At 70.2% G+C, this 20,908-nt stretch carries 21 protein-coding genes; 12 read left to right on the top strand and 9 right to left on the bottom strand.

Annotated features, from left to right (window positions below; all coding sequences use genetic code 11):
* The first annotated feature begins 29 nt into the window (after nt 1-29).
* Nucleotides 30-1,430: a M16 family metallopeptidase gene (locus tag QTI51_RS17760; protein ID WP_286547632.1), complete on the top strand. Its 1,401-nt coding sequence runs from the start codon at nt 30-32 to the stop codon at nt 1,428-1,430.
* 14 nt (nt 1,431-1,444) lie between these two features.
* The gene (locus tag QTI51_RS17755; RefSeq protein WP_116909326.1) at nt 1,445-2,866 is read left to right on the top strand and encodes a M16 family metallopeptidase; all 1,422 of its coding nucleotides are present in this window, start codon (nt 1,445-1,447) and stop codon (nt 2,864-2,866) included.
* An 18-nt stretch (nt 2,867-2,884) separates the two neighbouring features.
* Here the strand turns inward: QTI51_RS17755 and QTI51_RS17750 are convergent, their stop codons facing one another.
* Nucleotides 2,885-3,796 carry a LysR family transcriptional regulator ArgP gene (locus QTI51_RS17750; protein WP_116909325.1) on the bottom strand — a complete coding sequence of 304 codons (912 nt, stop codon included), beginning with the start codon at nt 3,794-3,796 and terminating at the stop codon, nt 2,885-2,887.
* A 77-nt stretch (nt 3,797-3,873) separates the two neighbouring features.
* Here QTI51_RS17750 and QTI51_RS17745 point away from each other — a divergent pair, with 77 nt between their 5' ends.
* The 6 genes from QTI51_RS17745 (at nt 3,874) to pxpA (ending at nt 8,360) form a co-directional block, all read left to right on the top strand.
* Complete coding sequence (locus QTI51_RS17745; protein WP_286516060.1) at nt 3,874-4,509, top strand: LysE/ArgO family amino acid transporter; 636 nt, start codon at nt 3,874-3,876, stop codon at nt 4,507-4,509.
* A gap of 34 nt (nt 4,510-4,543) precedes the next feature.
* Nucleotides 4,544-5,269, top strand: a complete 726-nt coding sequence (locus QTI51_RS17740) for an RsmD family RNA methyltransferase (protein ID WP_116909323.1) — start codon at nt 4,544-4,546, stop codon at nt 5,267-5,269.
* Nucleotides 5,270-5,312: 43 nt separating this feature from the next.
* Nucleotides 5,313-5,816, top strand: coding sequence for a pantetheine-phosphate adenylyltransferase (gene coaD / locus QTI51_RS17735; protein ID WP_116909322.1), 504 nt, complete (start codon nt 5,313-5,315; stop codon nt 5,814-5,816).
* Nucleotides 5,817-5,936: 120 nt separating this feature from the next.
* Nucleotides 5,937-6,599, top strand: coding sequence for a 5-oxoprolinase subunit PxpB (gene pxpB, locus QTI51_RS17730; RefSeq protein WP_116909321.1), 663 nt, complete (start codon nt 5,937-5,939; stop codon nt 6,597-6,599).
* Complete coding sequence (locus tag QTI51_RS17725) at nt 6,596-7,594, top strand: 5-oxoprolinase subunit C family protein (protein WP_116909320.1); 999 nt, start codon at nt 6,596-6,598, stop codon at nt 7,592-7,594. Before pxpB ends, QTI51_RS17725 begins: the two co-directional genes overlap by 4 nt.
* A gap of 25 nt (nt 7,595-7,619) precedes the next feature.
* The gene (gene pxpA, locus QTI51_RS17720) at nt 7,620-8,360 is read left to right on the top strand and encodes a 5-oxoprolinase subunit PxpA (protein WP_116909319.1); all 741 of its coding nucleotides are present in this window, start codon (nt 7,620-7,622) and stop codon (nt 8,358-8,360) included.
* Nucleotides 8,361-8,435: 75 nt separating this feature from the next.
* Here pxpA and QTI51_RS17715 read toward each other — a convergent pair whose 3' ends face one another.
* Complete coding sequence (locus QTI51_RS17715) at nt 8,436-9,146, bottom strand: alpha/beta fold hydrolase (RefSeq protein WP_116909318.1); 711 nt, start codon at nt 9,144-9,146, stop codon at nt 8,436-8,438.
* Between the two features lie 139 nt (nt 9,147-9,285).
* Here QTI51_RS17715 and QTI51_RS17710 point away from each other — a divergent pair, with 139 nt between their 5' ends.
* Complete coding sequence (locus QTI51_RS17710; RefSeq protein ID WP_116909317.1) at nt 9,286-9,945, top strand: Yip1 family protein; 660 nt, start codon at nt 9,286-9,288, stop codon at nt 9,943-9,945.
* 31 nt (nt 9,946-9,976) lie between these two features.
* Nucleotides 9,977-10,684 (top strand): histidine phosphatase family protein, encoded by a 708-nt coding sequence (locus QTI51_RS17705; protein WP_116909316.1) that lies wholly within the window; start codon nt 9,977-9,979, stop codon nt 10,682-10,684.
* 40 nt (nt 10,685-10,724) lie between these two features.
* Here the strand turns inward: QTI51_RS17705 and QTI51_RS17700 are convergent, their stop codons facing one another.
* Nucleotides 10,725-12,083, bottom strand: a complete 1,359-nt coding sequence (locus QTI51_RS17700) for a tetratricopeptide repeat protein (protein ID WP_116909635.1) — start codon at nt 12,081-12,083, stop codon at nt 10,725-10,727.
* A 39-nt stretch (nt 12,084-12,122) separates the two neighbouring features.
* Entirely contained in the window at nt 12,123-12,521 is a 399-nt protein-coding gene (locus QTI51_RS17695) for a tautomerase family protein (RefSeq protein WP_116909315.1), read from the bottom strand.
* Between the two features lie 153 nt (nt 12,522-12,674).
* Between QTI51_RS17695 and QTI51_RS17690 the strand changes: the two genes are divergently transcribed.
* Complete coding sequence (locus QTI51_RS17690) at nt 12,675-13,535, top strand: LysR family transcriptional regulator (RefSeq protein ID WP_116909314.1); 861 nt, start codon at nt 12,675-12,677, stop codon at nt 13,533-13,535.
* A gap of 96 nt (nt 13,536-13,631) precedes the next feature.
* Entirely contained in the window at nt 13,632-14,258 is a 627-nt protein-coding gene (locus tag QTI51_RS17685) for a YitT family protein (protein WP_116909313.1), read from the top strand.
* Nucleotides 14,259-14,356: 98 nt separating this feature from the next.
* Here the strand turns inward: QTI51_RS17685 and QTI51_RS17680 are convergent, their stop codons facing one another.
* From QTI51_RS17680 to QTI51_RS17660, 5 genes are all read right to left on the bottom strand, one after another.
* A complete protein-coding gene (locus tag QTI51_RS17680; protein WP_116909312.1) occupies nt 14,357-15,751 on the bottom strand; it encodes an amidase in 1,395 nt (464 codons plus the stop codon).
* A complete protein-coding gene (locus QTI51_RS17675; protein ID WP_116909311.1) occupies nt 15,742-17,229 on the bottom strand; it encodes an ABC transporter substrate-binding protein in 1,488 nt (495 codons plus the stop codon). Before QTI51_RS17675 ends, QTI51_RS17680 begins: the two co-directional genes overlap by 10 nt.
* A 220-nt stretch (nt 17,230-17,449) precedes the next feature.
* A complete protein-coding gene (locus QTI51_RS17670; protein ID WP_116909310.1) occupies nt 17,450-18,940 on the bottom strand; it encodes an ABC transporter substrate-binding protein in 1,491 nt (496 codons plus the stop codon).
* A gap of 111 nt (nt 18,941-19,051) precedes the next feature.
* Nucleotides 19,052-19,900 (bottom strand): ATP-binding cassette domain-containing protein, encoded by an 849-nt coding sequence (locus tag QTI51_RS17665; protein WP_116909309.1) that lies wholly within the window; start codon nt 19,898-19,900, stop codon nt 19,052-19,054.
* The gene (locus tag QTI51_RS17660) at nt 19,897-20,895 is read right to left on the bottom strand and encodes an ABC transporter ATP-binding protein (protein ID WP_116909308.1); all 999 of its coding nucleotides are present in this window, start codon (nt 20,893-20,895) and stop codon (nt 19,897-19,899) included. The genes QTI51_RS17665 and QTI51_RS17660 overlap by 4 nt, the downstream gene beginning before the upstream one ends.
* Nucleotides 20,896-20,908 lie beyond the last annotated feature (13 nt).

The raw sequence follows: 20,908 nt of genomic DNA, 5'->3' as shown, positions 1-20,908 counted from the left end.
GCCGTGCTGCGTCTGGTGCGGTGCTGGCAATGGCGCTCTTCGCGCCGTGGGCCATGCCTGCGCAGGCCCAATCCACTCAGGTTTCCACCCAGCCTTCCGCCGCCGCAGCCGCGGCGCCCGGCCCCCAGCAATTCACCCTGGCCAACGGCATGACGCTGATCGTGCAGCCCGACCGGCGCTCGCCGACCGCGGTGCAGATGGTGTGGGTGCGCGTCGGCTCCATGGACGAGGTCGACGGCACCTCCGGTGTGGCACATGCGCTCGAACACATGATGTTCAAGGGCACCAAGGACATCAAGCCCGGCGAGTTCTCGCGCCGCGTGGCGGCCCTGGGCGGCCAGGAAAACGCCTTCACCAACCGCGACCTTACCGGCTACTACCAGCAGATTCCGGTGGGCAGCCTCGAGCAGGTGATGAAGCTCGAGTCCGACCGCTTCGCCAACAACCAGTGGCCCGACGACGAGTTCAAGCGCGAGATCGAGGTGGTCAAGGAAGAGCGCCGCCTGCGCACCGAAGACCAGCCGCGCGCGCTGCTCGGCGAGCAGCAGAACGCCGCCACCTTCATCGCCTCGCCGTACCACCGCCCCGTGGTCGGCTGGATGAGCGACCTGGACGCCATGACGCCCGACGACGTGCGCGAGTTCCACAAGCGCTGGTACGTGCCCGCCAACGCCGTACTGGTGGTGGCCGGCGACGTCGACGTGGCGCAGGTGCGCGCCATGGCCGAGAAATACTACGGACGCATCCCCGCCCGCGCCGTGCCGGCGCGCAAGCCGCGCGTCGAGCCGGTGCAGCGCGGCATCCGCCGCATCGAGTTCAAGGCCCCGGCCGAACAGGCCTACGTGTCGCTGGCCTTCCGCGCCCCGCAGCTCGCCGGCATCGACGACGCCAACAGCGACGCCTGGGCGCTCGTGGTGCTGTCGGCCGTGCTCGACGGCTACTCGGGCGCGCGGCTGGACCGCGCTCTCACGCAGGGCCCCGACCGCGTGGCCGATTCGGCCGGCGCCTATTCGGGCTTCATCGGCCGCGGCCCGCAGCTCTTCGTGCTCGACGGCGTGCCCGCCGCCGGCAAGAGCGCCGAGGTGGTCGAGGCCGCCTTGCGCGCCCAGGTGGCGCGCGTTGCCAAGGAAGGGGTGGGCGAGGCCGAACTGGCGCGCGTGAAGACCCAGTGGGTGGCCAGCGAAACCTACAAGCGCGACTCCGTGATGGCGCAGGCGCGCGAACTCGGCAGCAACTGGATCCAGGGCCTGCCGCTGGACGCCAGCGAGCGCATCGTCGCCCGGCTTCAGGCCGTGACCGCGGCCCAGGTGCAGGCCGTGGCCGCCAGGTATTTCGGCGACGACCAGCTCACGGTCGCCACGCTGCGGCCCCTGCCGCCCGAAGCCAAGCGCGGCCGCGGCTTCGCGGCACCCGCAGGCGAACTGCGCTGAAAGGTACCGATTTCATGTTCACCCTCAAGAAAAAAGCCCGGCACGCACTGTTCGCCGGCGTCACCGCGCTGGTCGGCATCACGGCCATGACCAGCATGACCAGCGCGCAGGCCGCGCTGCCCATCCAGCACTGGACGCTGGCCAACGGCGCCCAGATCTACCTGGTGGCCACCAATGCGCTGCCCATCGTCGACGTGCAGGTCGACTTCGACGCGGGCAGCCGCCGCGACCCCGCGGCGCAGGCCGGCCTGGCGAGCACCACCTCGGCCATGGTCGAGAAGGGCGTGCGCGCCGGCAGCAACGGCGAGCCCGCGCTCGACCAGAACGCCCTGGGCGAGGCCTGGGCCGACCTGGGCGCCAGCTTCGACGTGAGCGCCGGGACCGACCGCACCAGCTACTCGCTGCGCTCGCTGTCCGACCCGGCGCTGCTGAACAAGGCCGTCACGCTGGCCTCGCGCGAGATCGGCGAGCCGGCCTTCCCCGACGACGTGTGGCAGCGCGAGCGCGAGCGCATCAACGCCGCCATCAAGGAGGCCAACACCAAGCCCGCGACCATCGCCGGCCGCGCCTTCGCGCAGGCGGTGTACGGCGTGCACCCCTACGGCCAGGAAGTGACCGAGGCCACGCTGGCGCGCATCGACACCGCCGCCATGCGCCAGCGCTACGAGCAGCTCATCGTGCCGTGCCGCGCCAAGCTCAGCATCGTGGGCGCCGTCACGCGCGCCGAGGCCGAGACGCTGGCGACCGCGCTGCTGTCGCGCCTGCCGGCGCCGCAGGCCTGCGCGCCGCTGCCCCAGATCGCGCCCGTGGCCGCGCTCACGGCGCCGAAGGACGAGCGCATCGCGTTCGACTCGGCCCAGGCGCATGTCTTCATCGGCCAGCCCGGCTACCCGCGCAAGGACCCCGACCACTTCGCGCTCACGCTGGGCAACTACGTGCTGGGCGGCGGCGGGTTCGTCTCGCGCCTGACCAACGAAGTGCGCGAGAAGCGCGGCCTCACCTACAGCATCTACAGCGGCTTTGCGCCGGGGCTCGAGGCGGGCGCGTTCCGCATCGGCTTCCAGACCCGGCCCGACCAGGCCGACGACGCCGTGAAGGTGTCGCGCGAGGTGCTCGCCAGGTTCGTGGCCGAAGGCCCGACCGCCAGCGAGCTGAAGGCCGCGAAGGACAACGTGATCGGCGGCTTTCCGCTGCTGCTGGACAGCAACCGCAAGCTGATCGGCAACGTGGCCAACATCGCCTGGCACGACCTGCCGCTGGACTACCTCGACACCTGGACCGCGCGCATGAACGCGGTGACGGCGGCCGACATCAAGGCAGCCTTCCAGCGCAAGCTGCAGCCCGAGCGCATGGTGACGGTGGTGGTGGGCGGCAAGGACGCCAAGGACCCCAAGGCGGCCAACGCAGCGAACGCCGCCGCCGTCAAGACGCCCTGACGCCCTGACGCATCGCCTTCACGCCAGGGCGTGCGCGCCCTGGCCTGCGGCCGCGCGCACCGCGGCCCCCAGTTGCGCCAGCAACTTCGGCGCCGCGCGCGCCTGCTGCCAGTAGAGCGGCACCGGCAGCGTGGAGCCGGGCACCAGTTCCACCAGCTCCCCTGTACGAAGCGCCTCGGCCACCATGCTGGCCGGGTGCATGCCCCAGCCCATGCCCGCGCACGCCGCCTCGACGAAGGCGGTGGGCGAGGGGACCCAGTGGCGCGGCGTCTCGACGTTGCGGTGGCAAATGCGGCGCACCCATCGCGCCTGCAGCCGGTCTTTTCGGTCGAACACCAGGCTGGGCGCGTTGGCCAGCGTGCGGGCGCCCACGCCCTTGGCGAAATGCGCGCGCACGAAGCCGGGGCTGGCCGCCGCCACGTAGTGCATGGTGCCCAGCGCCTCGCTGTTGCAGCCCGCCACCGGCTGCGCCAGCGCCGTGACCGCCGCCAGCACCGCGCCGCTGCGCAGCCGCTCGGCCGTGTGGTCCTGGTCGTCCACCGTCAGGTCGAGCAGCGCGGCGGGCGCCTGCGCGGCGAACGAAGCCGCCGCGGCAATGAACCAGGTCGCAAGGCTGTCGGCGTTGACGGCCACGCGCACGGTGACGCGCTCGTCGGCTTCGCCGCTGCCCATGCCGAGCGCGGGCAGCGCGTCGCGCAGCTCGTGCTCCAGCATGCCCACGCGCTCCACGTGCCGGCACAGCTGCAGGCCGGCCTCGGTCGCCACGCAGGGCTGGCCGCGCACCAGCAGGGCGCCGCCGGTACGCTCCTCGAGCTGCCGGATGCGCTGCGACACCGCGGAAGGCGTGACGTGCAGCGCGCGCGCCGCGCGTTCGAAGCTGCCTTCGCGCACCACGGCGGCAAGGGCGTTGAGGGCGGCGTAGTCGAGCATGGCTTGATGAAGTAAAACTGAATCGGCGTTAGAAAGTTTAGTTTGAATTAAGCGCGTGCAGGCGGCATCCTCGACGCATGCAAGCCGTACACGTCACCACCGCCTTCGCCAACGGGCTCTTCATGAGCCTGGTCCTCATCGTCGCCATCGGCGCGCAGAACGCCTACGTGCTGCGCCAGGGCTTGCGCCGCGAGCACGTGGGCGCGGTGGTGCTGTTCTGCGCGGCCAGCGACGCGGTGCTGATCGGTGCCGGCGTGGCCGGCATGGCGCAGGCGCTGAAGGGGCGGCCGATGCTGGCCACCGTGCTCGCGGCACTGGGTGCCGCGTTTCTCTGCGGCTATGGGTTGAAGGCGCTGTGGCGTTCGCGCCAGCCCGCTGCGCTGCGCGCCACCGCGCAGGGCGTGTCGATGTCGCGCGCCGCCGTGGTCGCGCAGGCGGCCGGCTTCACGCTGCTGAACCCGCACGTCTACCTGGACACCGTGCTGCTCGTGGGCAGCGCGGGTGCGCAGTACGCGGGCCTGCTCAAGGTCTGGTTCGTGGCGGGTGCGACGGTGGCGAGCGTGCTGTGGTTCACCTCGCTGGGCTTCGGCGCCCGGCTGCTGGCACCGGTGTTCGCGCGGCCGCGCGCCTGGCAGATGCTCGACGCGCTCGTCGGCGGCACCATGCTCGTGCTGGCGGCCATGCTGGCGCGGCGCGCTGTGCTCGGGGGCTGACATCGTGCTGCGGTGGCGGCGTTAAGCTCGCCGCATGCCCCAGAAAGCCGCCCCCGCCAAGTCTTCCAGGCCTGCGAAGACGTCGAAGTCTTCAAAGACAGCCAAGCCCGCCACCCCTGCCGCCGCCAAGCGCCCGTCGAGGCCCAGCGAGGTCCGCATCATCGGCGGCGAATGGAAGCGCACCCGCCTTTCCGTGGCCGACAAGCCCGGCCTGCGCCCCACGCCCGACCGCGTGCGCGAAACCCTCTTCAACTGGCTCGCGAGCCTGGCCGGCGCGGGCGGCGGCGAGCTGCCGGGCTGGCAGTGCCTCGACGCCTTCGCGGGCACCGGCGCGCTGGGCCTGGAGGCCGCCTCGCGCGGCGCGGCCGGCGTGCTGCTGTGCGAGCAGGACGCCGCGCTGGTCGCGCAACTGCAGGCCGCCAAGACCAAGCTGAAGGCCGAGGCCGTGCGCATCGAGCGCGGCAACGGCGTGACCGCGCTGGAGCGCGTGGCCGCCGGCAGCCTGGACGCGGTGTTCCTCGACCCGCCCTTCGAAAGCACCGCGCTCTACGAGCCGGCCCTGCGTGCCGCCGCGCGCGCCTTGCGCACCACCGGCTCGGTATACCTCGAGGCGCCGCGCCGCTGGAGCGACGAAGAGCTCGCCGCGTTCGGCCTCGTGGGCTTTCGCTACCTGAAGGCCGGCGCCGTTCACGCGCACCTGCTGCGGCCCGCCGCCGTCCTCGCCACGTTGCCGCTGCAGCCCGCGCAGGGGACTGCATAATCCGCCGAACAAGCCGCACCGGCAGCATGAGGAAGAAGCAACCATGGCCAGCAACGTGATCGCGGTTTACCCCGGCACTTTCGACCCCATCACCCTCGGACACGAGGACGTGGTGCGGCGCGCAACCCAGCTCTTCTCCAAGGTGATCGTCGCCGTCGCGGCGGGTCACCACAAGAAGGCGCTCTTCACCCTCTCCGAACGCATGGACATGGCCCGCGAGGCCGTGAAGCCCTACAGCGACCAGGTGTCGGTGGAGAGCTTCTCGGGCCTGCTGCGCGACTTCGTCGTGGCGCGCGGCGGCAAGGCCATGGTGCGCGGCCTGCGCGCCGTGACCGACTTCGACTACGAGTTCCAGCTCGCGGGCATGAACCGCTCGCTGATGCCCGACGTCGAGACCGTGTTCCTCACCCCCAGCGACAAGTACCAGTTCATCTCCAGCACCTTCGTGCGCGAGATCGCGATGCTCGGCGGCGAGGTGCACAAGTTCGTCTCTCCCAACGTGGAACAGAAACTGGCGGCCAAGGTCCGTAGCCTGGGCCGTGAATAAGCACTGCCCCAGGCTTCGCGCAACTTCTCCAACCCCCTCGCCGGGGGCCACGCCAGCGGCCCGGCAGAGCCGGCTCCGCGGTGTTGCGCGAACAGGCCTTGCCGCGCAGGCCAGCCTGACGTGAGCGGCACCCCGCCGCCCCGGCTGCACCTGCTGGGCGATGCCGCGCTGTTGTGCGAGCTGCCCGCGCCGGCCACGCTGGCGCAGCAGCAACGCATCTGGGCGCTGGCCGAACAGGCGCGCCAATGGCCCGGCGTCGGCGAGACGCTGCCGGGCATGAACAACCTCACGCTCACCTTCGACCCGACCGCGATCGACCTCGACACGCTCACCGCGCACGTGCTCCAGGCGTGGCCGACGCTCGCCTCGGGCGCCATCGAGGGCCGGCGCATCGAGATCCCGGTGGCCTATGGCGGCGAACACGGCCCCGACCTGGCCGACGTCGCGGCCCACACCGGCCTCACGCCGGCCGAGGTGGTGCGGCGCCACAGCGGCGGCGAGTACATCGTCTACCTGCTGGGCTTCCTGCCCGGCTTCGCCTTCATGGGCGGCCTGCCGCCCGAGCTCGCCACGCCGCGCCGCGCCGAACCGCGCACGGCGGTGCCGGCGCGCTCGATCGGCATCGGCGGCGAGCAGACCGGCATCTACCCGCTGGCGTCGCCGGGCGGCTGGCAGCTGATCGGGCGGACCTCGCTCGCGCTGTTCGACCCCACGGCAGCATCGCCCACCCTGCTGCGCCCCGGCGACCGCGTGCGCTTCGTGGCCGAGAGCGTGCAGACATGATCATCGTGCGCAAACCCGGCCTGCTCGCCTCGGTGCAGGACCTGGGCCGGCACGGCCATCGGCAGCTGGGCATCTGCCCGGGCGGCGCGCTCGACGTGCTCTCGCTCACGCTGGCCAACCGGCTCGTCGGCAATGCCGACGGCGCGGCGGGGCTCGAGCTGACGATGGGCGGCTGCGAGCTGCAGTTCGAGACCGACACGCGCATCGCCCTCACCGGCGACGGCTTCAACGCCAGCCTCGACGGCGTGCCGCTCTGGCCCTGCTGGAGCGTGCCGGTCGCGGCCGGCCAGACCTTGAAGCTCTCGGGCGCCAACGCACCCGGCGCGCAAAAGGCCGGCCTGCGCAGCTGGCTGGCCGTGGCCGGCGGCATCGACGTGCCGCAGGTGCTCGGCTCGCGCAGCACCGACCTGAAGGCCGGCTTCGGCGGCCACGAAGGCCGCGCGCTGCGCAAGGGCGACCGGCTGGCGCTGGGCGCCTCGCACCTGGACGCCGCGCAGCGAGAGCGCCGCGCCTTCGGCCTGCGCGGCCCCGACTGGGGCGCGGAAGAAGCCGACGGCGCCATCGCCCTGCGCGTGCTGCCCGGCCCCGAGTTCGAGCTGTTCACGCTGGCCGCGCGCGAGCAGCTGTGGGGCGAGCGCTGGCGCATCACGCTGCAGAGCAACCGCATGGGCAGCCGGCTGGCGGGCGCCGAACTCAAGCGCAAGCGCAGCGGCGACATGCTGTCCTCGGGCGTCATTCCCGGCACGGTGCAGGTGCCGCCCTCGGGCCAGCCGATCATCCTGATGGGCGACGCGCAGACCACCGGCGGCTACCCGCGCATCGGCGTGGTCATCCGCGCCGACCTCTGGAAGCTGGCGCAGGCGCCGCTCAACGGCAAGCTGCGGCTGGTGCAGGTCGACCAGGCGCAGGCGCTGGCCGCATGGGCGGCCCAGCAACGCTACCTGGCGCAGGTGGCGCAAGGCCTGGCCGCTGCAGGCTGGCGCCGCGGGGCATAGACTTTTGCGCAAAGGACACTCCGCCATGCAAATCGATCTCAACGCAGACCTCGGCGAAGGCGCCGGCAACGACGAAGCGCTGCTCGCGCTGGTCAGCTCCGCCAACATCGCCTGCGGCTGGCACGCGGGCGACGCCAAGACGATGCAGCAGTGTGTGCGCTGGGCGTTGCGCAACGGCGTGGCCATCGGCGCGCACCCCAGCTTTCCGGACCGCGAGAACTTCGGACGCAGCACCATGCACCTGCCGCCCGACGACATCGTGGCCAACGTGCTCTACCAGGTCGGCGCCCTGGCGGCCATCGTGAAGGCCGAGGGCGGCACGCTCGCGCACGTGAAGGCGCACGGCCAGCTCTACAACCAGGCCGTGAAGGAGCCCGAGCTGGCCGCGGCGCTGTGCGAGGCGGTGCGCCGCTTCGACCCCTCGCTCAAGTTCTTCGGCCTGGCCGGCAGCCACATGATCGACGCGGCCCGCCGTGCCGGCCTCACGCCGGTGGAAGAAGTGTTCGCCGACCGCGGCTACATGCCCGACGGCAGCCTGGTGCCGCGCAGCCAGCCGGGCGCGTTGATCGAAGACGAGGCGCAATCCATCGCGCAGACGCTGGCCTTCGTGCGCGACCACCGCGTGACCGCCATCGACGGCAGCACCGTGGCCGTCAACGCGCAGACCGTGTGCCTGCACGGCGACGGCGCGCATGCGCTGGCCTTTGCGCGCCGCATCCGCGAGCGTCTGGAAGAGGAAGGCATCGCCGTGCGGGCGATGGCCTGAGGGCGGCGCGGCAAGGCAGCGCTCGCAAACTGCCCGGCCTCGCCAGCCCGGGCGGTCCGGTCGTCAGGTCACGTCTCAGGCGTCGGGAAACTGCCTGGCCAGCCACGCATTCAGCGCGGCGTTGACCTCGTCGGGCTTTTCCATCGTCAGCATGTGGCCGCACTCGGCGATCCACACCACCTCCGCGTTCGGCAGCAGCGCCGCCATCTCGCGCGTGCATTCGGGTGGTGCCAGCCGGTCTTCGTTGCCGCACACCAGCAGCACCGGCGCGCGCACCGAGTCCAGGTGCTGGCGCGCGTCGGGCCGGCGCATCACCGCGCGGTTCTGGCGAATGAGCTGCTCGGCGCCCGCGCCCAGCACGATGTCGAGGTAGCGCTGCACCATCGCCGGGTCGGCCGCCTGCTTGGGGTGGAAGGCGAAGAACACGTTGGGCTCGATCATCTCGCGCACCTCGCCGCGCTCGAAGTACTCGATGGCGCCCTCGCGCAGCGTGAACATGTCGGGCGTCTCGGGCCGCGCGCTGCTGCCCAGCAGGGCGAGCCCGACGATGCGCCCGGGCGCCTGGCGGGCCGCTTCCATGGCGACCATGCCGCCCATCGACGCGCCGCACAGCACCAGCGGGCCTTCGTTGTCGCGCAGCACGGCCGCGGCCATGCCCTCGATGGTGTCGTTGAACAGCTGCGCGTCGCTCACGCGGGCGGCGAAGGCGGCGGGGAGGGCGGGCAACTGGGCTTCCCAGATGCGTGCGTCGCAGGCAAGGCCTGGCAGGAGGACGATGTTCGGCATGGAAACGGATTCTGCGTGAATGCGCTCGCCAGCGTAACGGCATAGGTCATGCGCAGGCCATGGCATAGGCTTCCTGGCCAGCAGCCATGGCGGGCGGGCCTCGACATACTTCGGCATCCATGTCGAGGACTCCCTGCAAATGACCCTGGTTGACCGCGTCCAGTCCATCCTGCTCAGGCCCCAGATCACCTGGCTGGCCATCGACGAGGAGCCGGCCGATGCCGCCTCCATCTACAAGAACTACGTGATGATCCTCGCGCTGATCCCGGCGGTGGCGAGCTTCATCGGCCTGTCGCTCGTGGGCATCGGCGCCTTCGGCGTGAGCTTTCGGGTGCCGATCGTCTCGGGCCTGGCGAACATGGTCGTGGGCTACGTGATGTCGCTGCTGATGGTGTTCGTGCTGGCGCTCATCATCGACGCCATGGCGCCGACCTTCGACGGCGCGCGAAGCCAGATCGGCGCGCTCAAGCTGTCGGCCTACTCGAGCACCGCGGCTTTCGTGGGCGGCATCTTCAGCCTGCTGCCTTCGCTGTCGGTCATCGGCGCGCTGGCGGCGCTGTACGGCGTGTACCTGCTCTACACCGGCTTGCCGGTGCTCATGAAATGCCCGCGGGACAAGGCCGTGCCGTACACCGCGGTGGTGGTGATCTGCGCCATCGTCGGCGGCTTCGTCATCGCCTGGGTGCTGGCGCTGCTCACGCCCTCGCCGGTGCGCCTGGGCGCCGTGCACGGGGTTCCGGCCATGGACGCGGCAGGCGCGGTGGTGGCCGTGCAACAGCGCCCGGGCGCGAACACCTGAGCTTCGCGCGCACGGTGGAAAATGGGCGGCAATGCCAACGCCAACACCCCAACCCAAGCCCGAGCTCACCACCGACCTGATCCTGATCCGCCACGGCGAAACCGCCTGGAACCGCGAGCTGCGCTTCCAGGGCCACGCCGACGTTCCGCTCAACGACATCGGCCATGAGCAGGCCCGTCGCCTCGGCCTGCGGCTGGCCGAAGAGCAGGTGCAGCACATTTTGAGCAGCGACCTGATGCGCGCGCAGCAGACCGCCGCGCCCGCCGCCCAGCAGCTGTCGCTGCCGGTGGTGACGTCGGCGGGCTTGCGCGAGCAGTTCTTCGGCGTGGTCGAGGGCATGCGCTCCGACGAAATCCAGAGCCTGCACCCGCGCGCGTGGGAAGAGTGGCTGGAGTTCCGCGAAGACCACGCCATGCCCGAGGGCGAGACGGCGCGCGAGTTTCACACCCGCATCATCGCGGCGCTGGGCACCATCGCCACCGAGTACCGCGGCCGGCACCTGATCGTGGTCACGCACGGCGGCGTGCTCGACATGGTGTGGCGCACCGCCCGCGGCCTGAGCCTGAGCGGCCCGCGCACCAGCGACATTCCCAACGCGGGCTTCAACCGCATCCGCATCGCCGACCCGGCCCGGCCCGAGGCGATCGAGATCGTCGACTGGGCCGACACGCGCCACCTGGCCGACCTGCCGCCGCAACCGACCTACGACCAGACGCGGCACCTGAAGAACAAGGGCTGATGCGCTCGGCCTTCAACCAAAGCGCTCAGTTCGCAGCCTTTCAGCCTCCCAGCAGCGCGCCCAGCCCCAGCTTCTCGTAGACCGCGGCCGTCTGCCGCCGCAGCCGCAGCGACTCAGGCTGCCCGTTCAGCTGCTGCTGCAGGATGCCCTGCGCACCCGTCAGCGAGGCTTCGGTGCCGGTGCGCACCAGCGCATCGACGTACAGCTGCTCGAACAGGTCGCGCTGCGCGTGGCTGCCGCCGATTTCGATCATGCGCGGCAGCGCCACCCCCAGCCCTTCGACCGCCGCAACCAAGTCGCCCCGCGCATGCGCCACCAGGCCGTGCGCGGCCGGCACGCACACGCGCTGCCATGCGGCGCGCGTCGAAGGCGGCGCGTGGGGCGCGAAGGCCTCGATGTTGCGCAGCAGCACGTCGGCCTCGGCCCGCCCGGCGCGCGCCAGGCCGTAGAGGTACTGCAGGTCGAGAAAGGGCAGCACCTGGTCGGCCTGGCGCTGCAGCAGGTACCTCGCCACGTCGTCCCAGCGCGTGCCCACGTCGATGCCCGCGAGCTCCAGCCGCGCGAGCAGAGACACCGCGCCGATCTGGTCCTGCGAATAGTCCTTCACCACGCCCCAGGCGTGCTCGTCGTACACGGCCAGCGCCTCGGCGTCGCGGCCCAGGTCGATCAGGAACAGCGCCACGTGCCACCAGTTGTGCGTGACCATGAACGAGTTGAGCCCGCTCCACGTGTCGCTCACGCCCTGCATGAAGGCCAGGCCTTCCGCAAGCCGGCCTTCGGTGAGCATCACGTGCGCCAGCGCGTGGTGCGCCCACGGTTCCTTGCGGCACATGGCAATGGCATGGCGCGCGCTGGCCTCGGCCTCGCGCATCAGGTGGCACTGCTCGTAGCCGAAGGCGGCCATGCCGTGTACGTAGGGCACGTCGGCCGCGTGCGGCATCACGGCCAGCGCCAGCCGCAGCATGCCCGGGCAGTCGCCGGTGTTGAAGCAGTGGTACTGGCCCAGCTTGACCGACACCAGGTCGCGCGGATGTTCGCGCGCCTGCTCGGCATGCAACGCGATGGCACCCGCGATGTCGCCGTTCGCCCAGGCCTCGATGGCCGCGATGTAGCGCTGCTCGCGCGGCGTGGCGCGAGCAGCGCCCGAACGCGCCTTCGCCAGGAAGGGCCGCGCATTGGCCACCGCCTCGCGCGACTCGGCGAACAGGTGCAGCGTGGCGCAGTAGGCCTGCACGAGGGGGCTCGCATCGGTCTCGGCCAGCGCGATCAGGTTGACGGCGCGCGCCTCGGTCGAGATGAAGCCCATGACGAAGTCGTCGACCAGCGGCAGGCTGGCGGGGTCGTCGAGGGTGAGGGGGTTGCCGAGGCTGTCGGCGGCGAGCGAATTTCCGGAGGGCATGGCGGCATGGTGCCATGCCCCCGGCATTGCTTCAACGCGTCAGACGCCGGCCTGCTGGTGGCGGTACTCCTGCGTCTTGCCGCCGTAGCCGTAGGCCGCGCCGCGCGCGTCGATCACGTGGATGTACGACACCTCGTGCAGGTCGGGCCGGATCTTCGCCATGGCCGCGTGCACTTCGCGCAGGTAGCGCGCCTTCTCGGCCTTGGTGTTGGTCTCGTCGGTGACGCTGATGTCCAGGTGGAAGGCCGACTTGCCCAGCGCCGCGAGCGACTGCCCGCCGATGAACCACGCGTCGGCGGCGATGTACTGCACGGTGATGGCGATCACCGGCAGCTGCTTGCCGAGCACGCTTTGCGTGAGCTCGGCGACCGCGTCGACGGTCTTGCGGGTGAGGTCGGCGTCGGGTTGGCCGGAGAGGTGGACGACGATGTGGGGCATGGCGGACTCCTGTAGGAAAGCGTTGAAGGGGTTGAAAGGGTTGAAAGGGTTGAAAAGGGGTGGTCGATGGGGTGATTGTGCGAACAGACAGTCCATCGGAAAAGCGGGAAGATATGATGAATGCCATCGGCTGAACGAATGGATTAATAAATCATGCAAGGTTTCGACCTGGAGCAATTGCGCACGCTGGTGGCGGTGGCCGACGCGGGCAGCCTGACGGCCGCGGCGCCGCGCGTGTTCCTGTCGCAGTCGTCGGTCAGCGAGCAGATCAGAAAGCTGGAAGAGCGGGCGGGCCAGTCGCTGCTCACGCGCAGCAAGGCGGGCGTGTCGCCCACCGAGGCCGGGCTGAAGCTGCTGGCCTACGCCCGGCGCATCCTGGCGATGAGCGACGAAGCCTTTCGCGACCTGCACGGCGAGACGCTGCAGGGCGAGCTGCGCCTTGCGGTCACCGACTACTTTCGCCCCGGCGACCTGACGCGGCTGCTGGGCCGGCTCGGCGAGAGCTACCCGCAGGTGCGGTTGAACGTCGGCATCCTGAAGAGCGACGAGTTGCGCGCGGCCTACGCGCGTGGCGATTTCGACGTGGGGCTCGCGATGAACATCGCCGGCGTGTCCGCCGCCCAGCCGCGGGCGTCGGTGATCCGGCGCGAGTCGCTGGCGTGGCTGGGCGCGCAGGGCATGCGCCTCGCGCGGGGCGAGCCGGTGCGGTTGCTGGCGCTGCCGGACACCTGCTCGCTGCACCAGTTCACGGTGGCCTTGCTGCGGCGCAAGCGCGTGCCGTACGCGCTGGCGCATGTGGCGTCGGGCGTGGCCGGCCTGCAGTCGGCCCTGGCCGCGGGGCTGGGTGTCGCGTGCCTCAACGAGTCGGCGATCAGCGAGGGCGTCGCGCGGCTGGCAACGCCCCACGGTCTGCCGGCGCTGCCGCGCGTGACCTTCGAGTTCCTGCCGGGGCGCCGGGGAGAAACAGACTTCGTGACCCGGGCGCGCGAGATGCTGGCGACCCAGCTGGTGTGAACGGCAGCTGAGCGAGCAACTGAGCCACCGCACCGCCGGCTCCCTGATGGGAACAACGCGCAGCGAGGTGGCGCGGGATTTGCGTCACCCTCCGCCATGGACGCGCCCCCTCCCACTTCCACCCCGGCCTGGCTGCGCCATTCCCGTTTCGACGACGCGCAGGCGATCTTCTCGGGCACGCTGTTCGTCGCCATCGCGATGATGCTGTTCGGCCAGGCGGGGCTGCTCACGGGGGGCACGGCCGGTGCCGCGTTCCTGTTGCACTACGCCACCGGCGCGAGCTTCGGCAAGCTGTTCTTCCTGGTCAATCTGCCGTTCTACTGGTTCGCGTGGCGCCACATGGGCCGGGCGTTCACGGTGAAGACTTTTTCGGCGATCGCGTTGCTGTCGGTCATGACCGAGTGGGCCCCGCGCTACCTGTCCATCCATTCACTGCACCCGGCCTTCGCGGCCGTGCTGGGTGGCCTGATGCTGGGCACCGGCTGCCTGTTTCTCGCCCGCCACCGCGCCAGCCTGGGCGGTGCGACCGTGTTGACGCTGTACCTGCAGGAAAAGCGCGGCTGGCCCGCCGGCAAAGTCCAGATCGCCATCGACTGCACGGTGGTGTTGCTCGCCCTGTTCGTGATTCCACCGGAACGGGTGGGCTGGTCGGTGCTGGCCGCGGTGGTGATGGGGCTGTTCTTGTGGATCAACCACAAGCCGGGGCGGTACGCGGCTACTTGAAGCTCTCGTGTTCTGGGAGTGTTCGAAGGGGCATGTGGTCGGGATGGGTGAACAGGCCGCCGGCGTGATCGTCGCCCTGAAGCAGCACCGCAAAGAAATCAGGGAACCACAGGCCAAGGCCGCTGCGGCTCCCGAATCTGCTCGAACGCACGCGCCACGCGCAACACCCCGAGGTCGTCGAAGCGTTGGCCCGCAATCTGCAGCCCTATCGGCATGCCATCCGCCGAATAGCCGCAGTTCACCGAAGCCGCCGGCTGCTCCGACATGTTGAAGGGCACCGTGAACCCGATGTGTTCCAGCGGACGCAAAGGGTCGTTCGTCGGCGAGGGTGCTTCGGCTGCCGCCGGCATGTTGGGCGACACCGGCGAAATCACGTAGTCGAAACGCGCGCACGCCGCCACCGCCGCAACGCGCGTCGCATGGAACTGGCTGAACCCGCGGAACACGTGCTCGCCGCTGAACTCGGCCGCGCTCTCCGCCCACTCGCGGATGTAGGGCAACACCTTCGCGCGCTGGTCCGCGCGCAGGCCCTTCATGTCCACCAGCGAACGCATGCGCCACAGATGGTCCATGCCGTCGAGCATGGCCTGCGACATGAACGGTTGCATCGGTTCGATGATGGCGCCCGCCTTCTCCAGCAGGCGCGCCGCATGCTCCACCGCCGCCTGGATCTCCGGCTCGACCGCCAGCCCGCAGCCTGCGTCGAGCAGCAGCCCGATGCGCAAGCCGCGCAGATGGTCGGGCGACACGTCGAAGGCCTCCCAGTCGATGTCCTGCGGCGGCAGGCTCATGCTGTCGCGCGCATCGGGCTTCGACAGCGCCTGCATCACCAGCGCCGCGTCGCCCACGGTGCGCGTCATCGGCCCCGCCGCGCGGCCCATGTAGGGCGGGTCGATCGGTATGCGCCCCAGGCTCGGCTTCAGCGTGAACACGCCGCACCAGCTCGCGGGCAGGCGCAGCGAACCACCGATGTCGGTGCCCAGGTGCAGCGGGCCGTAGCCCGCCGCGGTGGCGGCGCCAGCGCCCGCGCTGGAGCCGCCCGGCGTGAGCCGCAGGTTCCAGGGGTTGCGCGCCAGCGTGTGAAAGCTAGACAGGCCCGAAGACAGCATGCCGTAGTCGGGCATGGTCGTCTTGCTGACGATCACCGCGCCGGCTTCCTTCATGCGCGCGGCCGGCGGTGCGTCGGCGGCGGCAGGCCGCAGGTCGACCGCGGCGGTGCCGGCGGGCATCGGGTCGCCGCGCGTGGCGATGTTTTCCTTGAGGGTGGCCGGCACGCCGTCGAGCGGGCCGAGCGCGTCGCCGCGCTGCCAGCGTGCTTCCGAGGCGCGCGCCTGCGCGAGCGCGGCCTCGGGCCTGAACAGCCAGGTCGCCTGCAGGTGCGGCTCCCAGCGTTCGATTTGCGCGATCACGGCCTGCGTGACCTCCACCGGCGAGAGCTTGCGGTCGCGGTAGGCCGCGGCAAGCTCCTGCGCGGTCAGCTCATTCAGCCCCACGACAGCGCCGACAGGTCGTTCACGAAGATGGGGTTGTCCTTCCAGATGCCCTTGACGTTCTTCTTCGCCACGGTCGGGAACTGCGGCTGGTACAGGAAGCCGTTGGCCGCGTCGGTGGCCAGCATCTTCTGCGCGTCGCCCAGCAGCTTGTTGCGCTCCGTGGCGCTGCTGGTGCTCTTGATCTTGTCGAACAGCGTGTCGAAGGCCTTCGACTGGTAGCCCCAGTAGTAGTCCGACTTGGCGTAGTTGCCCAGGTCGAAGGGCTCCACGTGCGACACGATCGACAGGTCGTAGTCCTTGTTGCCGTAGGTGCCGCTGAGCCACTGGGCCCACTCCACGTTCTGCACCTTCACCACGATGCCGATCTTGGCGAGCTGGGCCACGATGACCTCGCCGCCCTGGCGAGCGTACGGAGGAGGCGGCAGCGTCATCTTCAGTTCGAGCGGCGTCTTCACGCCGGCCTCGGCCAGCAGCTTCTTGGCCTTCTCGATGTCGAATGGGTTGATGCCGGTGGTGTCCACATAGCCCGCCGCGCCCGGCACGTAGTGGCTGCCGATGGGCACGCCGAAGCCGTCGGCCGCGCCTTCGATCACGGCCTTGCGGTCGATGGCCGCGAGGATGGCGCGGCGCACGCGCACGTCGTCCAGCGGCTTCTTGCGGTTGTTGATCGACAGGATGGTCTTGGCGCGCGAGCCCGCCAGGATCACCTGGAACTGCGGGTTCATCTTGAACTGCGGCACCACGCGCGTGCCGATGCGCGCGAACACGTCCACGTCGCCCGAGAGCATGGCCGCGGCCTGCGCGGCCGTGTCGGAGATGAAGCGGAAGGTGACCTTGTTGATCTTCGCGGTGGCGGGGCTGCGAAAGCCTTCCCACTTGCTCAGCGTGAGCGACGAGCCCTTGGCCCAGGCGTCGAGCTTGTAGGGGCCGGTGCCCACGGGCTTGTTGGCGTTGGTGTCGGCGCTCTTGGGCTCGACGATGACGGCCGTGGCCTGGCCCAGCACGAAGGGCAGGTCGGGATCGATCTCCTTGTTGATGACCACCACCGTGTAGTCGTCCACCGCCTGGGTGCTCAGGTTGGCGAAGGTGCGCTTGTCCTTGTTGGTGCTCTTCTCGCCGCCGGCGCGGTCGAACGAGAACTTGACGGCGGCCGCGTTGAAGGGCTCGCCGTTCTGGAACTTCACGCCGCGCTTGAGCTTGAAGGTGTAGGTCTTCAGGTCGGGCGAGACCTCCCAGCTGTCGGCCAGCAGCGGCGTGACGCTGCCGTCGGCGTTGATCTTGGTGAGCGTTTCCAGGATGTTGTACTGCACCACCTCTGCAATGGCGGCGGCGGCGCCGGAGGTCGGGTCCAGGCCCGGCGGTTCGAGCGCCATGCCGATCACGATGGCGTCCTTCCTGCCCTGCGCCATGCCGGCGAGCGGGGTGGCCAGCGCGACGGTGGCGCCAGCGGTGGTAAGGAGGGTGCGGCGGTTCAACATACGTGTGATCTCCGGAAAAACAAGCCAGGGTCGAATGACTGCTTCGGCGCGCGCCGTGCCCCGAAGGGAGGCGCCGCGCCACGAAAGACACGACACGCAGCACGAAAGATGCCACGTGCGCAGCCGGTCATTCTCTCGCAGCGCGCGCGCCGGCGCGCGGCCGGCGGAGCGGTTTTTCGTCGGGGGCTTCCCGTAGGTCAGGGCCCGGCGGGCGCCTGCTTCAGGCCCACGAGAGCGCGGCGATGTCGTTCACGAAGATCGGCGCGTCCTTCCACAGGCCGCGCAGGTTGCGCGACGCCACGGTGATGAACTGCGGCTGAAAGAGAAACACGTTGGCCGAGTCTTCGGCCAGCAGCCGCTGCGCGTCGCCCAGGTAGCGCAGGCGGTCGGCCGGGCGCGGGGCGTTGCGCGCCTTGTCGAACAGCTCGTTGAACTTCGCCGACTGGTAGCCCCAGTAGTACTCGGGCTTGGTGTAGTTCACCAGGTCGAAGGGCTCGACGTGCAGGATCAGCGAGAGGTCGTAGTTCTTGTTGCCGTAGGTGCCGCTGATCCACTGCGCCCACTCGACGTTCTGGATCTTCGCGACGATGCCGATCTTGGCCAGCTGCGCGGCGATCAGCTCGCCGCCCTGGCGTGCGTAGGGTGGCGGCGGCAGCACGAGGTCGAGCTCCAGCGGCGTCTTCACGCCGGCCTCGGCCAGCAGCTTCTTCGCCTTCTCGATGTCGAAGGGGTTGACGCCCGTGGTGTCCACGTAGCCCGGCGCGCCCGGCACGTAGTGGCTGCCGATCGGAATGCCGCGCCCGTCCACGGCCGCCTCGATCACGGCCTTGCGGTCGATGGCCGCGGCAATGGCGCGGCGCACGCGCACGTCGTCCAGCGGCTTGCGCTTGTTGTTGATGGCCAGGATGGTCTTGCCGCGCGAGGCGTTGAACACGATCTGGAAGCGCTTGTCGTTCTCGAACTGCGGCAGGCTGCGCGACACCGAGGCGTGCGGGAACAGGTCGACGTCGCCCGACAGCAGCGCGGTGGTCTGCGCCGCCGGCTCCGAGATGAAGCGAAAGCTCGCCTTGCGGATCTGCACCGCCGAGGCGTTGCGCCAGCCGTCCCACTTCGCCAGCACGATGCCCGAGCCCTTGGCCCAGCTGTCGAGCCGGTAGGGGCCGGTGCCCACGGGCTTGGTGGCGTTGGTGTCCACCGTCCTGGGCTCCACCAGGATGGCGGAGGCCTGGCCCAGCAGGAAGAGCAGGTCGGGCTCGATCTCCTTGTTGATCAGCACCACCGTGTGCTCGTCGACCACCTGCGTGGCGATGTTGGTGAAGGTGCGCTTGTCCTTGTTGGTGCTGTTGGCCGCGGCCGCGCGATCGAACGAGAACTTGACGGACTGCGCGTTGAACGGCTCGCCGTTCTGGAACTTCACGCCCTGCCGCAGCTTGAAGGTGTAGGTCTTCAGGTCGGGCGAGATGTCCCAGCGCTCGGCCAGCAGCGGCGTGACGCTGCCGTCGGAGTTGATCTTGGTGAGCGTCTCGAAGACGGTGTAGAGCACCACCTCGGCAATCTCGGCGCCGGCCTTGGCCGTGGGGTCGAGGCCTGTCGGCTCCAGCGTGAGCCCGATCACCAGCGCGTCTTTCCTGCGTTGCGCGAAGGCTGCCGGCAGGGCCAGCGGGGTGAGGGCTGCGGCGCCGGTGGCGAGCAGGGTGCGTCTTTTGAGCATGAAGCGATGTCCTCCGAACAAGGGGCAGGCATCATCCGCGAGAGCGGGGTGCGGGCGCAACCAGATGCTTATGACCCACTCATCCTAAGCAGGGCCGGAGGCGCTTCGGTGTCAGGTGGGCAGCAGCGTGCCGCCGGCGGGCGTGCGCGGCACCGCGTCGAGCAGCGTGCGCGTGTACGGGTGCTGCGCGTGATGGAACAACTCGGCGGGCGGACCCTGCTCGACGATCTTGCCCTTGAACACCACGCACACCTCGTCGCACAGGTGGTTGACCACCGCGAGGTCGTGGCTGATGAGCAGGTAGCTGATGCCGAACTGCTGCTGCAGGTCCTGCATGAGGTTGAGCACCTGCGCCTGCACCGACACGTCGAGCGCGCTGACCGGCTCGTCGGCGACGATGAGCTTGGGCCGCGTGATGAGCGCGCGCGCAATGGCGATGCGCTGGCGCTGCCCGCCCGAGAACTCGTGCGGGTACTTGTCCATGTCGGTGGTGCGCAGGCCGACGGCGGCCAGCGCTTCGGAGGCGCGCTCGCGTTGTTCGGCGCGGCTGGTCTCGGCCAGCGCCTCGAGCGGTTCGGCCACGATGCGCGCGACGGTCTGGCGCGGGTCGAGCGAGCCGTAAGGGTCTTGGAACACCATCTGGAAATCGCGCCGCGCGGTGCGCAGCTCGTTCTTCGACAGCGTGTGCAGGTCGCGGCCTTCGAGCGAGACGCTGCCGGAGGTGGGCGTGTCGAGCGCCATCACGAGGCGCGCGATGGTCGACTTGCCCGAGCCCGATTCGCCGACGATGCCCACGCTCTGGCCGGCCTGCACGTCGAAGCTCACGCCATTCAGCGCCTTCACGGTGGGCGGCGGGCCGAAGAGCTTCTCGCGCGGCAGCGCGTAGTGGCGCACGAGGTCGGTGACGCGCAGCAACGGTGGGGTGGCGGTGCCTTGGGTGCCTTGGGTGTCTTGGCTCATGGCGAGATGGCCTCTTGTGCGCCTTGCACGGCGATTTCTTCGAGGCGAATGCAGCGCACCGCATGGTCGTCGGGCAGCATGGTGGGCGGTGGCTTCGTGGTCTTGCAGGCGTCCACCGTGTAGCTGCAGCGGCCCGCGAAGGGGCAGCCCGATGGCAGGTCGACCAGCTCGGGCACGCTGCCCTTGATGGTGGCCAGGCGCAGGCCGCGCGGCGCGCCGATGGCAGGACGCGCGGCGAACAGGCCCTGCGTGTAGGGGTGTGCGCGGCGCGCGAACACGGCCGCGGTCGGGCCGCTTTCGACCACGCTGCCGCCGTACATCACGAGCATCTTCGAGACGGTCTGCGCGATCACGCCGAGGTCGTGCGAAATCAAGATCAACGCCATGCCGCGCTCGGCCACCAGGCTCTGGATGAGCTCGAGGATCTGCTTCTGGATGGTCACGTCGAGCGCGGTGGTGGGCTCGTCGGCAATCAGCAGGTCGGGGCCGCAGGCCAGCGCCATGGCGATGCCGATGCGCTGCCGCTGGCCGCCGGAGAACTGGTGCGGATACGCATCGAGCCGCGAGGCCGCGTCGGGAATGCCCACGCGCTCGAGCAGCGCGAGCACTTCCTTGCGCGTGTCGGCCTTCGACAGGCCGCGGTGCAGGCGCAGCGGCTCGCCGACCTGGCGCGCGATGGTGTGCACCGGGTTCAGCGCCGTCATCGGCTCCTGGAAGATCATGCCGATGCGGTTGCCGCGAATCTGGCACATCGACTTCTCGTCGCGCCCGACCAGCTCGGTGCCGTCGAAGCGGATGCTGCCCGTGACCTTGGCAGTCGAGGGCAGCAGGCCCATGAGCGACATCACGGTGATCGACTTGCCGCAGCCCGACTCGCCGACGATGCCCAGCGTTTCGCCGCGCTCCAGCGTGAAGTCGATGCCGCGCACGGCCTCGGCGGGGCCGCGTTGCGTCTGCAGTTCGATGCGGAGGTCCTTGACCTGGAGGAGTGGCATGTGGCTTACCTCA

The sequence above is a fragment of the Variovorax sp. J22G73 genome, assembly GCF_030317035.1.
Classification (GTDB): domain Bacteria; phylum Pseudomonadota; class Gammaproteobacteria; order Burkholderiales; family Burkholderiaceae_C; genus Variovorax.
Note: the sequence above shows the minus strand (reverse complement) of the source record. Positions and strands in the feature narration are given on the sequence as shown.

Excerpts from the sequence above, each read along its gene's own strand:
- QTI51_RS17760 (WP_286547632.1), top strand. The coding sequence starts at position 30 with ATGGCGCTCTTCGCGCCGTGGGCCATGCCTGCGCAGGCCCAATCCACT.
- QTI51_RS17755 (WP_116909326.1), top strand. The coding sequence starts at position 1,445 with ATGTTCACCCTCAAGAAAAAAGCCCGGCACGCACTGTTCGCCGGCGTC.
- QTI51_RS17750 (WP_116909325.1), bottom strand. The coding sequence starts at position 3,796 with ATGCTCGACTACGCCGCCCTCAACGCCCTTGCCGCCGTGGTGCGCGAA.
- QTI51_RS17745 (WP_286516060.1), top strand. The coding sequence starts at position 3,874 with ATGCAAGCCGTACACGTCACCACCGCCTTCGCCAACGGGCTCTTCATG.
- QTI51_RS17740 (WP_116909323.1), top strand. The coding sequence starts at position 4,544 with ATGCCCCAGAAAGCCGCCCCCGCCAAGTCTTCCAGGCCTGCGAAGACG.
- coaD (WP_116909322.1), top strand. The coding sequence starts at position 5,313 with ATGGCCAGCAACGTGATCGCGGTTTACCCCGGCACTTTCGACCCCATC.
- QTI51_RS17725 (WP_116909320.1), top strand. The coding sequence starts at position 6,596 with ATGATCATCGTGCGCAAACCCGGCCTGCTCGCCTCGGTGCAGGACCTG.
- pxpA (WP_116909319.1), top strand. The coding sequence starts at position 7,620 with ATGCAAATCGATCTCAACGCAGACCTCGGCGAAGGCGCCGGCAACGAC.
- QTI51_RS17715 (WP_116909318.1), bottom strand. The coding sequence starts at position 9,146 with ATGCCGAACATCGTCCTCCTGCCAGGCCTTGCCTGCGACGCACGCATC.
- QTI51_RS17710 (WP_116909317.1), top strand. The coding sequence starts at position 9,286 with ATGACCCTGGTTGACCGCGTCCAGTCCATCCTGCTCAGGCCCCAGATC.
- QTI51_RS17705 (WP_116909316.1), top strand. The coding sequence starts at position 9,977 with ATGCCAACGCCAACACCCCAACCCAAGCCCGAGCTCACCACCGACCTG.
- QTI51_RS17700 (WP_116909635.1), bottom strand. The coding sequence starts at position 12,083 with ATGCCCTCCGGAAATTCGCTCGCCGCCGACAGCCTCGGCAACCCCCTC.
- QTI51_RS17695 (WP_116909315.1), bottom strand. The coding sequence starts at position 12,521 with ATGCCCCACATCGTCGTCCACCTCTCCGGCCAACCCGACGCCGACCTC.
- QTI51_RS17690 (WP_116909314.1), top strand. The coding sequence starts at position 12,675 with ATGCAAGGTTTCGACCTGGAGCAATTGCGCACGCTGGTGGCGGTGGCC.
- QTI51_RS17685 (WP_116909313.1), top strand. The coding sequence starts at position 13,632 with ATGGACGCGCCCCCTCCCACTTCCACCCCGGCCTGGCTGCGCCATTCC.
- QTI51_RS17675 (WP_116909311.1), bottom strand. The coding sequence starts at position 17,229 with ATGTTGAACCGCCGCACCCTCCTTACCACCGCTGGCGCCACCGTCGCG.
- QTI51_RS17670 (WP_116909310.1), bottom strand. The coding sequence starts at position 18,940 with ATGCTCAAAAGACGCACCCTGCTCGCCACCGGCGCCGCAGCCCTCACC.
- QTI51_RS17665 (WP_116909309.1), bottom strand. The coding sequence starts at position 19,900 with ATGAGCCAAGACACCCAAGGCACCCAAGGCACCGCCACCCCACCGTTG.
- QTI51_RS17660 (WP_116909308.1), bottom strand. The coding sequence starts at position 20,895 with ATGCCACTCCTCCAGGTCAAGGACCTCCGCATCGAACTGCAGACGCAA.